Here is a 14043-nt window from a genome sequence, read left to right on the forward strand (position 1 = left end):
CCCGCAGAATGCGGCCTCATGGGACATCTGGAAGCCGCGCACATCGAGTACCACCTCCCCGACGGGAGGACCCTGCTCGGCGATGTGTCCTTCCGGGTGGGCGAGGGCGCCGTCGCCGCCCTCGTCGGGCCCAACGGCGCGGGCAAGACCACCCTGCTCCGGCTGCTCGCGGGGGAGCTGAAACCGCACGGCGGCTCCGTCACCGTCAGCGGCGGGCTCGGCGTGATGCGGCAGTTCGTGGGCTCGGTACGGGACGACACGACCGTACGTGACCTGCTGGTGTCGGTGGCGCCGCCCCGCCTCCGCGAGGCCGCGCAGGCTGTCGACGCCGCCGAGCACGCCGTCATGACCGTCGACGACGAGGCGGCCCAGATGCGGTACGCGCAGGCGCTCGCGGACTGGGCCGAGGCGCGCGGCTACGAGGCGGAGACGCTGTGGGACATGTGCACCACCGCCGCGCTCGGCGTGCCGTACGACAAGGCGCAGTGGCGGCAGGTGCGGTCCCTCTCCGGCGGTGAGCAGAAACGCCTCGTGCTGGAGGCGCTGCTGCGCGGCACCGACGAGGTACTGCTGCTCGACGAACCCGACAACTACCTCGACGTACCCGGCAAGCGCTGGCTGGAGGAGCGTCTCGCCGAGACCCGCAAGACGGTCCTGTTCGTCTCCCACGACCGCGAACTGCTCGCCCGCACCGCCGAGCGGATCATCTCCGTCGAACCCGGCCCGGCCGGTGCCGACGCCTGGGTGCACGGCGGCGGCTTCGCCACCTACCACGAGGCCCGGCGGGAACGCTTCGCCCGCTTCGAGGAGTTGCGCAAGCGCTGGGACGAGAAGCACGCCCAGCTGAAGAAGCTGGTGCTGAATCTGCGTCAGGCCGCAGCGGTCAGCCACGAGATGGCGTCCCGGTACGCGGCGGCCCAGACCCGGCTGCGCAAGTTCGAGGAAGCGGGCCCGCCGCCGGAACCGCCGCGAGAGCAGGACATCACCATGCGGCTCAAGGGCGGCCGGACCGGCGTACGGGCCGTCACCTGCGCGGGACTCGAACTCACCGGTCTGATGAAGCCGTTCGACCTGGAGGTCTTCTACGGCGAGCGGGTCGCCGTCCTCGGCTCCAACGGCTCGGGCAAGTCGCACTTCCTGCGGCTGCTCGCCGGGGACGACGTGGCGCACGTGGGTGAGTGGAAGCTCGGGGCGCGGGTCGTGCCCGGGCACTTCGCGCAGACGCACGCCCATCCGGAACTCCTGGGCCGCACCCTGCTCGACATCCTGTGGCGGGAACACGCCCAGGACCGGGGCGCGGCGATGTCCCGGCTGCGCCGCTACGAACTGACCGGCCAGGCCGAACAGACCTTTGACCGGCTCTCCGGTGGCCAGCAGGCCCGCTTCCAGATCCTGCTGCTGGAACTCCAGGGTGTCACCGCCCTGCTCCTCGACGAGCCGACCGACAACCTCGACCTGGAGTCCGCAGAGGCGCTCCAGGAGGGCCTGGAGGCCTTCGACGGCACGGTCCTGGCGGTCACCCACGACCGCTGGTTCGCCCGCTCCTTCGACCGCTTCCTCGTCTTCGGCAGCGACGGCCGCGTCCGGGAGACCCCGGAACCGGTATGGGACGAGCGGCGGGTGGAACGGGCGCGCTAGCGGCTGCCCCCGAGGCCCCGTGACGCGCGGCCTGCCCCCGGTCGGGCGGGTCGCGTGGCGGGCTGGTGGGTGCGCTGTCTGGTCAGGGGGCGGGGGCGTGGGTGTGGTCGCGGGCCGGTTTCCCGCCGGCGCCCGGCCCCAGGTCGCGGGAGTGGGCTGCTTGGCCGGCGTGGTGTGGGGCCGGTCGGGTCGGCCGGGTGCGGTGGGGCCGATGTCCGGGCGCCGCCCGGCGCGGTCCGGGCGGCGCGGGGGCGCGACGGCGTCCCGGTCAGGGCCAGCGCAGCAGCGCGCCCAGGCCGCCGGCCGGTATGTCCTGCTCGCGCGCCGCCTCGACCGGGGTCAGCGAGATCGCCGGGGCGTTCGTCGCGACCACCGAGCGGAGCAGGGCGTCGTCCACGCGGGCCGACCAGGAGTTCTGCTCGCCGAGGATCTTCAGGTCCGTACGGCGGACCGCCAGCTGATCGGCGTCCTCCCCGATCCACACCTCACGGTGGATGTCGCTGCCGTCCGGACGCACGACCAGCTCGTCGATACGGTGCTCCCGCGCCGCCTCGATCAGGGCCGGCACGCCCTCCGCGGCCCTGGCGCGACCCTCCTCGTCCGGTGCGCGGGCCGCCAGGAACCGCTCCAGCTCCGCCTCGGCATGCCGGCGCACATGGGTGGCCCGGGCCTCCTCCACGTCGCCGTCGAGCAGCCGGCTGCCCGCGCCGTGCCGGGCCGCCACCACCCGCTCGTGCAGCCGCTTGGGCAGCCGCTCGTGCACGGTCTGCCGCTCCCGGTCGTCGCCGACGAGAATCAGCAGGTCGGCACGGGTCTCCTCCTGGCACACCGCGAGCGCGTCGGCGATCTCCGCGGCGTTGTGCTCCCAGGTGTTCTCCACCCGCAGCTGGAAGTGGCGCTCCGACCAGTCGGCGGAGCCCGTCCGGTGCACGGGCCACTGGCGTCCGGTGACCGAACCGGCCTTCTCCCGGGCCAGCGCGCTGCGCAGCTCGAAATCGGCGCCCCTGCGGTCGATGTACGCCACGACGGCCACCGCGTCCTCGCCGGTCAGGTCCAGCAGCGGGGTGGCCCGGGGCAGCGGCGCCCACACGGCACGGTCGCGCTGCGGGGCACGGGCCAGCGGCGGATCGAGGGCCACCTTGCCCGCGCGGGCGAACAGGGCACGGCCGTGCGGCTCGGGTGAGTGCTTCAGCTCCGCGATCGCGTCCCGCACGGCACGGCAGGTCGCCTCGTCGGCGCCCTGCCCGGCGAGCTCCCGGGACATCGCCTCCGCTGTCAGTTGCCGCTGATGAGGCGTGTCCTCCGCATGCCGTGACAGGTCCACGTACACGGAGGCCCAGGGGCCCGGATGTTCGTAGAGTGGATGCAGGAACGCGAGATCCATGGCTCCCTCCCGGTTGCCGCTCGGGGTACTGCTTCCCGGGCGGGTACCCGTACCGCATGAGAGAACACGACGAGCGGGGCACCACGATGACCGGAGTCGACCCGGACCGGCTGGATGACCAGCAGCTCATGAAGGAGCTGGAGACCATCCACCGCACACGCCACGACACCCTGCTGTACGGCTCGAACGACGCGCTGCGCGTGCACAACGAACGCATGGCCCAGCTGGAGGGCGAGTACCTGCGCCGCAATCCGCGCCGCTGCGTCGCTCCCGGCCGCACCCGCGACGGCGCCCGCGAACGCGCCTGCCCCGAGGACGCCCGCGACGAGCGGACCCCGGTGGGCAAGTGGGGTTCGGGCGGCCCGGCGACCCGGGAGCCCGGTTCGGTATGAGGGCGTGGCACGGCGCGAGCCGGGCTCCGCGTGCGGAGACCGGCTCGGCGTCGACGTGCCGTGGCGCTACGCGCTCTCCTTCGCGAACACCTCGAGGAAGGTCTCGCAGAAGGCCTCCAGATCGTCCGGCCTGCGGCTGGTGACGAGCTTGTTGCCGCCGTGGTCGCACACCTTGACCTGCTCATCCACCCAGGTGCCGCCGGCGTTGCGGATGTCGGTGCGCAGGCTGGGCCACGAGGTCAGCACCCGGCCCCGTACGACGTCGGCCTCGACGAGCGTCCAGGGCGCGTGACAGATCGCCGCGACCGGGCGGCCCTGCTCGAAGAAGTCCCGTACGAAGGCCACGGCCTTGTCGTCCATCCGCAGGAAGTCCGGATTGGCGACCCCGCCCGGCAGCACCAGGCCGCCGAAGGAGCCGGCGGACGTCTCGCCCACCACCTCGTCGACGGGGAAGGTGTCCGCCTTGTCGAGGTGGTCGAAGGCCTGGATCTCGCCGCTCTTCGTGGAGACCAGCACGGGCTGGTGCCCGGCGTCGGCGACGGCCTTCCAGGGGTCGGTCAGCTCGACCTGCTCGACGCCCTCGGGCGCGGTCAGAAAAGCGATACGCATGATGCCTCAGCGTCCTTCCGTGTGCTTCTTGCTCTTCCTGCTCGGCCGGCTCGGCCTCCCGGTCGCCGCCGAGGGGCCCCGCCTCACACAGGCCCCCTGATGTCGGGGACGGGGCGTGCGGCGGTGTCCGGGTCGGCCCGGCTGATGTCGGCGAGGGCGCTCTCCGGGTCCTGGGCCAGTGCCAGGTCCCCGAGGCTCACCATCCCGACCGGCAGGCCGTCCTCGACGACGGGGAGCCGGCGTACGGCCTTCTCGCGCATCAGCGCCACCGCCGTCGACACCGGGTCCTGGGGGCCGACCACCACCGGGTCGGGAGTGCACATCGACGCGGCGCTCACCGTCAGCGGATCGATGCCCTCGGCGACCGCCCGCACGGTGATGTCCCGGTCGGTCAGCACCCCGACCACACGTTGCCCGTCGGCCACGACCACATCGCCGATGTCCTGGGCGCGCATCAGCTGCGCCGCCTCCACCAGCGAGGCGTCCGGACGGACCGCCACCACCCCCGGCGTCATCACTTCGCGCACATAGTCGGCCGTCATCATGTCTCCCTCCGCCGCTCACCGTGGGTCAGGGCCTCGGCCAGCTCCTGCACGTTGCCGTAGCGGGCCGAGCGGGGCAGCCGCCGCAGCGGCTCGATCAGGGCGTCGGGCGCGTTTCGCCGGCGCAGGGCGCTCATCAGGTCGCCCGGCCCCGCGGGGAAGGCGCTGCGGCCCAGGATCCGGCCCAGCTCCAGCCGGATCTCCGCCAGCGAGGCCGGCATGGCCGGACCACCCGCGATGCGCGGGTCGTCGTCGGCGGTGGGCTCGGGGTCGTGCCACTCGTCCGAGCGGGTGGGGTGGCCCGACCTGAGCAGCCCCTGCAGTTCGTGCTTCATCTCCTCGTCCCGGTGGACGCTGAGCCGGTCACTGCCTCGCTGCATGTCTTGCTCCAGACTTCGGGGTCGCGCACCGCGTACCCGGAGGGCGGGGAGCGACACGGGGCGCACAGGGCCGCATCCGGCCCATTTCGTCCCCCGCTCGTCCCCTGCTCGTTCCCCGTTCCCCGACGCGGTCCGCACGGTCGGCGGACGGGTACCCGGGCGGGCCGTCCTGGCACGTACGGCGCGCGGCTGCGGACAGGGCCGGCACGCGGAGGGTGCCGGGCACCTCGGTCGAGCGGGTGGCCGGGGCGGGAGGGGCGTCCGTCCGGCCCCCCGGCTCAGGTGGGGTCGCCGGCGGCGGTCCGCTGGTAGATGTCGGGGATGCCGTCGTGGTCGTCGTCCCGGGTCTCCTCCTCGTACAGGCGGCGGTAGATGCCGTTGCGCCGCTTGACGAGGAGGGCCGCCAGGAAGGCGGCGACGAGGGAACCGACCAGGACGGCGGCCTTGATGTGCTCGGCCGCGGCCGGGTCGGGGAAGGCCAGTTCCCCGATGAGCAGGGCGACGGTGAAGCCGATGCCGGCCAGCACGGCGAGGGCGAACACGTCGGCCCACGCGAGTTCGGGGTTGAGTTTGGCCCGGGTGAAGCGGGCGGCCAGGTAGGTGCCGGCGAAGATGCCCAGGGTCTTGCCCGCGACGAGGCCCAGGATGACGCCCAGTGGTTCGGGTTCGGTGAACACCTCGCCCAGCGAGGCGGCCGTGATGCCGACGCCGGAGGCGAAGAGCGCGAAGAGCGGTACCGCCACCCCCGCGGACACGGGATGAAGCAGGTGGGAGGTGCGTTCGGCGGGTGAGGCCGTCTCGCCCTTGTCGCGGGTGGTACGCAGGATGAGGCCCATCGCGACACCGGCGACCGTGGCGTGGACGCCGCCGTTGTACATGAGCGCCCAGGTCACGAGGCCGAGCGGGACGTACCACCACCAGCCGCGCACGCGGAAGCGCTGGAGCGCGTAGAAGACGAGCAGGCACGCGAGGGCGCCGCCCAGGGCGGCGAAATCGAGGTCGCTGGTGAAGAAGACGGCGATGACCAGGATGCCGCCGAGGTCGTCGACGACGGCGAGGGTCAGCAGGAACGCGCGCAGCGCGGCGGGCAGATGCGTGCTCAGTACCGCGAGGACCGCGAGGGCGAAGGCGATGTCGGTGGCCATGGGAACGGCCCAGCCGGACAGGTCGCCGCCGCCCGCCGTGACGGTGACGGCGTAGAACGCGGCCGGGACGGCCATGCCGGCGACGGCGGCGATGACGGGAAGGGCGGCGGTCGCGGGGGTGCGCAGCTCGCCGACGACCAGTTCACGCTTCAGTTCGATGCCGGCGACGAGGAAGAAGATCGTCAGCAGCCCGTCGGCCGTCCAGTGCCCGACGGACAGGTCCAGGCCGAGCGCCGGTATGCCGAAGTGGAAGTCGCGGATGTTCTCGTACGTGTCACCCCAGGGGGTGTTGACCCAGACGAGGGCCACCAGCGCCGCGGCGAGGAGGACCAGACCGCCGACCGTCTCCGTGCGCAGGGCCTGGGTGACGGCGTTGCGCTCCGGGAGCGGGAGCAGGCCGAGGAAGGGGGAACGCTCGCGGGGCGCGGCTGCCATCAGGGATCCTCCGGGGTTCGGGGCGAGGGCATACGAGCCCCTTGGACGCCGACCAGACTTCCCGGCACACCGCGCGTCGTGCTGCGGCCGCACACAAGGGGCGGCCTTTGACGCGTTCTTTACACCCTAACCGCCTGCCGCCCGCCCTGCCAGACCCTGTTTCACCTGCTGAAACGCGGTATTTGGGCATGACGAGCGGGCCCGTCCACACCAAGGCGCGAGGTGTGCACGGGCCCGCTCAGGAGTCGGGCTGCCCGGCCGTGGGAGGCGGTCAGGCGGTGGTCTTCACCGGCTCCTTGCCTTCGTCGGCCTCGTCGGTCTCGCCGGCCTTGCGGGCGCGGACGAACTCCAGGAAGGAGTTCAGCTCGCGCTTGACGACCGGGGCGAGGAGGTAGAGGCCGATGATGTTGATGACGGCGAGCATGAAGAGCACGGCGTCGGCCATGTCGATCAGGGTCTGCAGCGTGAGCAGGGAGCCCGCGACGGCGAAGAGGGTGTAGAGGACCTTGAAGGTCAGCTCGCTGGCCTTGCTGCGGCCAAAGAGGTGCGTCCACGCCTTGAGGCAGTAGTAGCCCCAGGTCAGCACCGTCGAGATGGCGAACAGCATCACCGCGACGGTGAGGATGTACGGGAACCAGGGCAGCACCGTGCCGAAGGCGTCGGAGGTGATGGTGACGCCGCCGATGGACTCACCCGCGCGTGCCTCGGCCCAGCTGGCCGGGTTGGCGATCACGATCGTGAGGGCGGTCATGGTGCAGATGATGACCGTGTCGATGAACGGCTCCAGCAGGGCGACCAGGCCCTCGCTGGCGGGGTGCTTGGTCTTGACCGCGGAGTGCGCGATCGGCGCGGAGCCGAGACCGGCCTCGTTGGAGAACGCGGCCCGCTTGAAGCCGATGATCAGCGCGCCGAGGACACCACCGGCGACGCCCTCGGGGTTGAAGGCGCCCTCGACGATCGAGACAAGGGCGTCGGGAACGGCCGTGATGTTCACCAGGATGACGACCAGACAGGCGGCGATGTAGATGCCGGCCATGGAGGGGACGAGCTTGCTGGTGACGTTGGCGATGGAGCGGATGCCGCCGAGCAGGACGATGCCGACGAGCGCGGCGATCAGGATGCCGAAGAACAGGGCGCCGGTCGAGGAGCCGATCGCGCCGTCCTCGCCGCCGGCGACGGAGACGAGCTGGGCGTAGCTCTGGTTGACCTGGAAGAGGTTGCCGCCGAAGAGGCCGAAGAACAGGACCATGAAGGAGGCGAGGACCGCGAGGACCTTGCCGAAGGTCTTGCCGTTCTTGCCGAAGCGGTCGGCGAGGCCCTTGGGCAGGTAGTGCATCGGGCCGCCGGAGACGGTGCCGTCGGCGTGCACCTCGCGGTACTTCACGCCGAGCGTGACCTCGACGAACTTGGTGGCCATGCCGAGCAGACCGCAGAGGATCATCCAGAACGTGGCACCGGGACCACCGATGGAGACGGCGACGGCGACACCCGCGATGTTGCCGAGTCCGACGGTGCCGGAGACGGCCGCGGTCAGGGCCTGGAAGTGGTTGACCTCGCCGGCCGACCCCTTCTCGTCGTACTTGCCCCGGACGACGTCGACGGCGAGCCGGAACTTGCGGAACTGCACGAACCCGAACCAGCCGGTGAAGACCAGACCGGCGACGACGAGCCAGGCGACGATGAGGGGGAGGTCCGTTCCGCCGACGGGGACGGCGTAGAAGACGACTTCGCCGAGCCAGGAGGCTATCGGTTCGAAGAAGGAGCTGACTGCTTTGTCGACGGAGTCGGTGAATGCGTCGAGAGACACTATGGCTACCTCGGTGGCGCAGGGGGACCGGCGCCCGGGGAGGCTGCGCCGGCGAGTGTGCGGTCTTTGAGCGAACGCCGTTGTCCGATCGGCGACCCGCCGTGGCACGTCCCGCGGACTCGGGCCGTGTTCACGTGGTCGTGCTGCCGGCGCGTGCCGGCACTCCGCAGAGGTCTCGAGCCCGTGCGGGGTTGCGCAGTTTTAGCACGTCGTTTACGGATCCTTTAGTGATGCGGATCACATAACGGTGAGTAGCTTTGAAAAGTCCCAGCACTCGTGACCGGACCGTTATCCGGATGCGTGCCTCCGCTGAGCGAACAGGCGGAACTTCGGCGGTCCCGGAATTTGCGCTGATCAGGCGCCCTGCGGCAGGAGCTGTCGGGGGGTCCCGCCCCGGTGTCACGCGCACCGCCCGGCACAATACGCTCCGTGATCGTGAGCAGCGAGCGCAGGCGGCCCCGCTCCGGCTGCCGGCCCCGTCGGTGGTCAGGGCGGAGGAGGTCGACGGCCGTCTGAAGGCCGCGCGCCAGGAGGCCCTGCGCGCCCTGCGCGACCGCGCCGACCTGTACGCCGACGACGGCGCCACCCTGCGTCTGGGCGCCCACCGCTTCGCCGTCAACACCCAGCCCCTGGACCTGACACTGGTCCCGCACGGCGAGGGTCTCGCCCTGGCGCTCACCGGTACGGACTACCGCTCCCCGGTGATGGACCCCGACCTCGCCGCCACCCGCCCGTACTGGGACCGCCCGCTGCCGTCGGAGTCGCCGGACGTCTACCGCGCCGAACACCTCGCGGCCCGGCTGCTCGGCGAGCACGGCCCTGCCGCCCTCGCGGACGCCGGCGACCTGCCCGCCTTGGTGCGGCAGGCGGCGGAGGCCGCATACGACGAGGGGTACGAGCGCGGTGTCCACGACCATGACACGACCCTGATCCTCACGGCGCTCCTGCGCCTGCACGAGGGCGCCGGCCTGCTGCGCCACGAGCCGGCCGCCCGCGCCGCGGCCCAGTTGTTCTGGGCCCACGAAGCGACCAGCGACGTACGCGACAGCCTGACCCGGCGTGCGGTGGCCCTGGCCCGCGCCCGGGACACCTTCGGACCGGCACCCGCGATCGCGGACCTCCAGGCGGAGCTGACGGAGGCGATCGGCGGTCCGGCCGCCGATTCCGCCGCCGTGTACCTCTTCGACGAACTGACGAGCGAGCCCGCCGGGTTCGTCATCAGCAGCGGGACCCGCACGCTGCTCGACAAGTTCCGCCGCACGGTGGGCACGTCGGCGTACGACGACGATCTCGCGGCCCTCGGTGACCTGGCCGCCCGCCGACAACTGGTCGAGGCGTGGCTGACCGCGTACGCCACGGCGACGGGCGCGGACCTCGCCCCCGGTGACCTGGCCGAAGCGGTGGCCGCCGAACTCTGCCCGGACCTGCCCCGCTACGCGTGCGACGCGCCGCTGAGCGAGACCGTCGGGGGACTGCTCGGCGCCCACCCGCGCATCCACGGCGGCACGCTCACCGTGCGCGTCGACGAGCTCCTTGCCCGCACCCGGCAATTCCGTGCCCACGAGGTGCCGGCCCACCGGGCCTACCAGCGCCGCCGCACGGCATGGGCGGCGGCCGAGCGCGCCCGGATCCGCGTGGACGAGTACCGCCCGCGGGTGATGCCGGCGTTCGTGCGCAACCGGCTGATCGACGAGGTGTATCTGCCGCTGATCGGTGACAGCCTCGCCAAACAGCTCGGCACCACGGGCGAGTCCAGGCGCACCGGCACGGGCGGTCTGCTGCTGCTCATCTCCCCGCCGGGATACGGCAAGACGACGCTGGTGGAGTACGTCGCCGAGCGCCTCGGACTGATGCTGGTCAAGGTGGACGGCCCCGCCCTCGGCCACGACGTGACCTCGCTCGACCCGGCCGCGGCCCCGAACGCGACCGCACGCCAGGAGGTGCAGAAGATCAACTTCGCTCTGGAGGCGGGCAACAACACACTGCTCTACTTCGACGACATCCAGCACACCTCGCCCGAGCTGCTGCAGAAGTTCATCCCGCTCTGCGACGCCACGCGCCGCGCGGAGGGTGTGTGGAACGGCGAGCCGCGCACCTACGACCTGCGCGGCAAGCGGTTCGCCGTCTGCATGGCCGGCAACCCGTACACCGAGTCCGGCGCCCGCTTCCGCGTCCCCGACATGCTCGCCAACCGGGCCGACGTATGGAACCTCGGCGACGTCCTCACCGGCAAGGAGAACGTCTTCGCGCTCAGCTTCGTCGAGAACGCCCTCACCGCCAACCCGGTCCTCGCGCCCCTCGCCGGCCGTGACCGCGGTGACGTCGAGTTGCTCGTCCGCCTCGCGGAGGGTGATCCGGCAGCCCGTGCCGACCGGCTGGCACACCCGTACGCCCCCGCGGAACTGGAGCGGATCCTGGCCGTCCTGCGTCATCTGCTCACGGTGCGCGCGACGGTCCTCGCGGTGAACGCCGCGTACCTCGCGTCGGCGGCCCGTGCCGACGCCACCCGCACCGAGCCGCCCTTCCGGCTCCAGGGCTCCTACCGCAACATGAACAAGATCGCCCAGCGCATCGAGCCGGTCATGAACGACGCCGAACTCGCCGCCGTCATCGACGACCACTACCGTGCCGAGGCGCAGACCCTCACCACCGGCGCCGAGGCCAACCTGCTCAAGCTTGCCGCGCTACGCGGTGTGCTGACCGGCGAGCAGGCCGCCGGCTGGGCCGAGTTGAAGGCGGCATACGTGCGGGCGCAGGCACTCGGAGGTGCGCAGGGCGATCAGCTAGCCCGGGCGGTGGCCGCTCTCGGCCTGCTGGCCGACCGCGTCGCCGCCGTCGAGTCCGCGATCACCCGCGCCACCGGGGCGTCGCGGGCGCCCTCCTCGTGATCCGCCAGGACCGGCCGTGGTCGTGTCATTGCCCGCATCCGGCAATGACGGTGCGCCCCCTGGTGCACGCCAAGGAGCTGTCAAAGACGCGTCAAGGACGTGTAGGGTTCCCAGCGGTGTGCCGGGAAGCCTGGTCGGCGAGCAGGGATTGGTCTCTCTCACGATCGGGGGTTCCGGCATGGTGCTCGTGGCGGTTTTCGGTGTCGCGCTGCTGGTGGCAGTGCTTCTGTCCGGCCTGGCGGCCCGGACCGTCCTGTCCACCTCGTTCCTCTTCCTGGCGGGCGGTGCGCTCGTCAGTGACGGGTTCCTCGGCCTGATCCACATCACGCCGGACAGCGAACTGGTGTCGGTGACGGCCGATCTGGCGCTCTTCGCGGTGCTGTTCACCGACGGCATGCACGTCTCACTGCCCAAGCTGCGCGCCGGCTGGCGCAATCCCCTGCGCGCCCTGGGCCTGGGCATGCCACTCGCGTTCCTGTTCATGGCGCTGGTGACGCACTTCCTGGTCGGCCTGGACTGGACGACGTCGTTCCTGGTCGGAGCCGTGCTGGCGCCGACCGACCCGGTGTTCGCCTCGGCCATCGTCAGCCGCCGGGAAGTCCCCGCGAAACTGCGCCAGTTGCTGAACGTGGAGAGCGGCATCAACGACGGCCTCGCCCTGCCCGTGGTCCTTGTTCTGATCGCCGCCGCGGGTCCGGCCGCCGGCAGCGCCGAAGCCTCACCGGGGAAGATCGCTCTGGAGCTGCTGCTCGGCCTGGCCCTCGGCATTGCGCTGCCGCTGCTGGTCAACTGGCTGGTGCGCTTCAGGCTGCTGGGCGCGGAGCCGAAGTTGCAGCCCCTTCTGCCGCTGGCGACGGGCGTCATCCTCTACGCGGCCTGCCACCTCACCCACGCCAACCCGTACCTGGCGGCCTTCTCGGCGGGTGCGGCCGTCGTGCACCTCTCACCCGAGGCGAAGGCCGCCTTCGAACCCCTGGGCGAGGCGCTGGCGGAGCTGGCGAAGTTCGCGGCACTGCTGGTCTTCGGCGCCCTGCTGACTCCTCAGCTCTTCGGTGACCTGTCCTTCGGCGGCTATGTGGCGGTCGTCCTGGCGATCGTCCTGATCCGCCCGGCCTCCTTGTTGCTCTCCCTGGTCGGCACGTCGTTCTCCCGCAAGGAGAAGCTGGTGGCGGCCTGGTTCGGCCCCAAGGGTTTCGCCTCCGTGGTCTACGGCCTGCTGGTGCTGCAGTCCGGCATCGCGCAGGCCGAGGAGGCGTTCACCCTGATCGCGGTGTGCATCGCCTTCTCGATCGTCGCCCACAGTTCCACCGACGTGCCCATCGCCCGTGCCTTCGATGTCGACGACCTCGTGGGCATCCCGGCCGAGCCCCCGAGGGCCGCCCCTCAGCAGGAGGAGCGCCGTTCGTCCGAAGGCCGGGTGGACTGCCGGGCCGCATCGAGCGGTACGCAGGAGACGGACCGGCCTGCCTCGCGGTAGGCGGCTTCGGTTCCCTCCGCGGGGACACCGTGAACGCGCGCAGACGGCGGGCCGCGCGCAGGTGCCGGGTCGGGCCGCACGGCCCGAGGCGTCGATCGGGTCGGGTGGCCTCGATTGGATAAAGGCGCGGCGGCGACGACACCTCGCACGTGCATCTTTGCATAGTCTAAAGATGGGGAGGGGTGCCTGAGGAAGGCGGCTCTCAAGTGTTGCGACACCGTTGGAGCAGGCATGGCCGCAGAGAAACCGTCCGCGAGTTCGGAGGTGCTGGCATGGTTGCCGATCGTGGTGATGGCGGTGGTGGCGGTCGTCGACGTCGTCGCCGGACCGGAGGTCGGTTTCCTGCCGCTGGTCTCGCTGGGGCCCGCCTTCGCCGGACTGGTCGGTGGGTGGCGGCGTACGGCGTGGATCGGTCTCCTGGCGCTGGTGCTGTGCGCCGGGCTGGGTCTGTACGACGGGTTGTTCGACGGTCGCCGGGGTTATACGGCGATGGCTTCCGTGGCCGGGGTGACGTGCGCGGGTGTCGCCGCGGCCGTGATGCGCGGCCGCCGGGAGGCGGAGCTGGCCAGCGTGCGTTCGATCGCGGAAGTGGCTCAGCGCGTCCTGCTCCGGCCGGTGCCGCTGACCGCGGGACCGCTGCAGGCCGCCGTGTCGTACACGTCGGCGGTCGCCGAGGCGCGGATCGGCGGAGATCTCTACGAGGTGGTCGCCTCGCCGCACGGGATCCGGGTCATCGTGGGCGACGTCCAGGGCAAGGGGCTGGCGGCGGTCGAGACGGCTGCCGTCGTGCTCGGCGCGTTCCGGGAGGCCGCGCACGACGAACCGGACCTGGTCGGCCTCGGCGAGCGCCTGGAGCGCAGCGTCGCACGCGAGCTGGAGGGAGAGAAGTTCGTGACCGCGATCCTCGCCGAGGTCGGTACGGACCACGAGGCGGTCTTCCTCACCTACGGCCACCCGGCCCCCATGGTCGTACGCCGGGACGGAACGGCCGACTTCCCGCAGCCGCCCGCGTACGCGCTGCCACTGGGCCTGGGCGCGCACGGCGGCGAGGGGCCGAAGCCCTACCGGGTGGCGTTCGTGCCCGGCGAGCAACTGCTGCTGTACACCGACGGCGTCACGGAGGCCCGGGACCCCGGTGGCGCCTTCTACCCGCTGGGGGAGCGGGCGCATCTGCTCAAGGACGCCGATGCCCGCGCCGCGCTGGAGGCTCTGCGCGAGGATCTCGTCCGCCACGCCGCCGCGCCGCCGCACGACGACGCCGCGATGCTGCTCTTGCGGTACCACGCCCACGGGCCCCACCAGGAGGGCCTGCACGGTCATGAGGGAGGAAAATCGTGCTGGTGAGC

At 71.9% G+C, this 14043-nt stretch carries 10 protein-coding genes and 1 pseudogene; 5 read left to right on the plus strand and 6 right to left on the minus strand.

The features are described from left to right. Positions 1-18 precede the first annotated feature (18 nt). Positions 19-1638, plus strand: a complete 1620-nt coding sequence (locus ACIHCM_RS25305; RefSeq protein ID WP_399899937.1) for an ABC-F family ATP-binding cassette domain-containing protein — start codon at positions 19-21, stop codon at positions 1636-1638. 268 nt (positions 1639-1906) lie between these two features. Here ACIHCM_RS25305 and ACIHCM_RS25310 read toward each other — a convergent pair whose 3' ends face one another. Next, entirely contained in the window at positions 1907-3022 is a 1116-nt protein-coding gene (locus ACIHCM_RS25310; RefSeq protein WP_399899940.1) for a Vms1/Ankzf1 family peptidyl-tRNA hydrolase, read from the minus strand. Positions 3023-3078: 56 nt separating this feature from the next. Between ACIHCM_RS25310 and ACIHCM_RS25315 the strand changes: the two genes are divergently transcribed. Then, on the plus strand, positions 3079-3414 hold the full coding sequence (locus ACIHCM_RS25315) for a DUF6158 family protein (RefSeq protein ID WP_399899944.1): 336 nt from the start codon (positions 3079-3081) through the stop codon (positions 3412-3414). Between the two features lie 66 nt (positions 3415-3480). Here the strand turns inward: ACIHCM_RS25315 and ACIHCM_RS25320 are convergent, their stop codons facing one another. From ACIHCM_RS25320 to ACIHCM_RS25340, 5 genes are all read right to left on the minus strand, one after another. Beyond that, positions 3481-4023, minus strand: coding sequence for a type 1 glutamine amidotransferase domain-containing protein (locus tag ACIHCM_RS25320; protein WP_399899947.1), 543 nt, complete (start codon positions 4021-4023; stop codon positions 3481-3483). A gap of 83 nt (positions 4024-4106) precedes the next feature. Next, entirely contained in the window at positions 4107-4565 is a 459-nt protein-coding gene (locus ACIHCM_RS25325) for a CBS domain-containing protein (protein ID WP_399900327.1), read from the minus strand. Then, complete coding sequence (locus tag ACIHCM_RS25330) at positions 4565-4945, minus strand: DUF2795 domain-containing protein (RefSeq protein ID WP_399899950.1); 381 nt, start codon at positions 4943-4945, stop codon at positions 4565-4567. Before ACIHCM_RS25330 ends, ACIHCM_RS25325 begins: the two co-directional genes overlap by 1 nt. Before the next feature lie 278 nt (positions 4946-5223). Beyond that, positions 5224-6525: a Na+/H+ antiporter NhaA gene (gene nhaA, locus ACIHCM_RS25335; RefSeq protein WP_399899953.1), complete on the minus strand. Its 1302-nt coding sequence runs from the start codon at positions 6523-6525 to the stop codon at positions 5224-5226. A 271-nt stretch (positions 6526-6796) separates the two neighbouring features. Continuing rightward, on the minus strand, positions 6797-8332 hold the full coding sequence (locus ACIHCM_RS25340) for an alanine/glycine:cation symporter family protein (protein ID WP_399899956.1): 1536 nt from the start codon (positions 8330-8332) through the stop codon (positions 6797-6799). Between the two features lie 485 nt (positions 8333-8817). Between ACIHCM_RS25340 and ACIHCM_RS25345 the strand changes: the two are divergent. The 3 genes and pseudogenes from ACIHCM_RS25345 to ACIHCM_RS25355 form a co-directional block, all read left to right on the plus strand. Beyond that, a pseudogene (locus tag ACIHCM_RS25345) lies at positions 8818-11220 on the plus strand (AAA family ATPase); the annotation flags it as partial. Positions 11221-11398: 178 nt separating this feature from the next. Next, positions 11399-12697: a cation:proton antiporter gene (locus ACIHCM_RS25350; RefSeq protein WP_399899959.1), complete on the plus strand. Its 1299-nt coding sequence runs from the start codon at positions 11399-11401 to the stop codon at positions 12695-12697. Positions 12698-12928: 231 nt separating this feature from the next. Then, entirely contained in the window at positions 12929-14041 is a 1113-nt protein-coding gene (locus ACIHCM_RS25355; RefSeq protein WP_399899962.1) for a PP2C family protein-serine/threonine phosphatase, read from the plus strand. Positions 14042-14043: the final 2 nt, after the last annotated feature.

It is taken from the genome of Streptomyces sp. NPDC052023 (assembly GCF_044548465.1).
In the GTDB taxonomy this organism is placed as follows: domain Bacteria; phylum Actinomycetota; class Actinomycetes; order Streptomycetales; family Streptomycetaceae; genus Streptomyces.

Excerpts from the sequence above, each read along its gene's own strand:
- ACIHCM_RS25350 (WP_399899959.1), top strand. The coding sequence starts at position 11,399 with ATGGTGCTCGTGGCGGTTTTCGGTGTCGCGCTGCTGGTGGCAGTGCTT.
- ACIHCM_RS25305 (WP_399899937.1), top strand. The coding sequence starts at position 19 with ATGGGACATCTGGAAGCCGCGCACATCGAGTACCACCTCCCCGACGGG.
- nhaA (WP_399899953.1), bottom strand. The coding sequence starts at position 6,525 with ATGGCAGCCGCGCCCCGCGAGCGTTCCCCCTTCCTCGGCCTGCTCCCG.
- ACIHCM_RS25320 (WP_399899947.1), bottom strand. The coding sequence starts at position 4,023 with ATGCGTATCGCTTTTCTGACCGCGCCCGAGGGCGTCGAGCAGGTCGAG.
- ACIHCM_RS25330 (WP_399899950.1), bottom strand. The coding sequence starts at position 4,945 with ATGCAGCGAGGCAGTGACCGGCTCAGCGTCCACCGGGACGAGGAGATG.
- ACIHCM_RS25355 (WP_399899962.1), top strand. The coding sequence starts at position 12,929 with ATGGCCGCAGAGAAACCGTCCGCGAGTTCGGAGGTGCTGGCATGGTTG.
- ACIHCM_RS25325 (WP_399900327.1), bottom strand. The coding sequence starts at position 4,565 with ATGACGGCCGACTATGTGCGCGAAGTGATGACGCCGGGGGTGGTGGCG.
- ACIHCM_RS25310 (WP_399899940.1), bottom strand. The coding sequence starts at position 3,022 with ATGGATCTCGCGTTCCTGCATCCACTCTACGAACATCCGGGCCCCTGG.
- ACIHCM_RS25315 (WP_399899944.1), top strand. The coding sequence starts at position 3,079 with ATGAGAGAACACGACGAGCGGGGCACCACGATGACCGGAGTCGACCCG.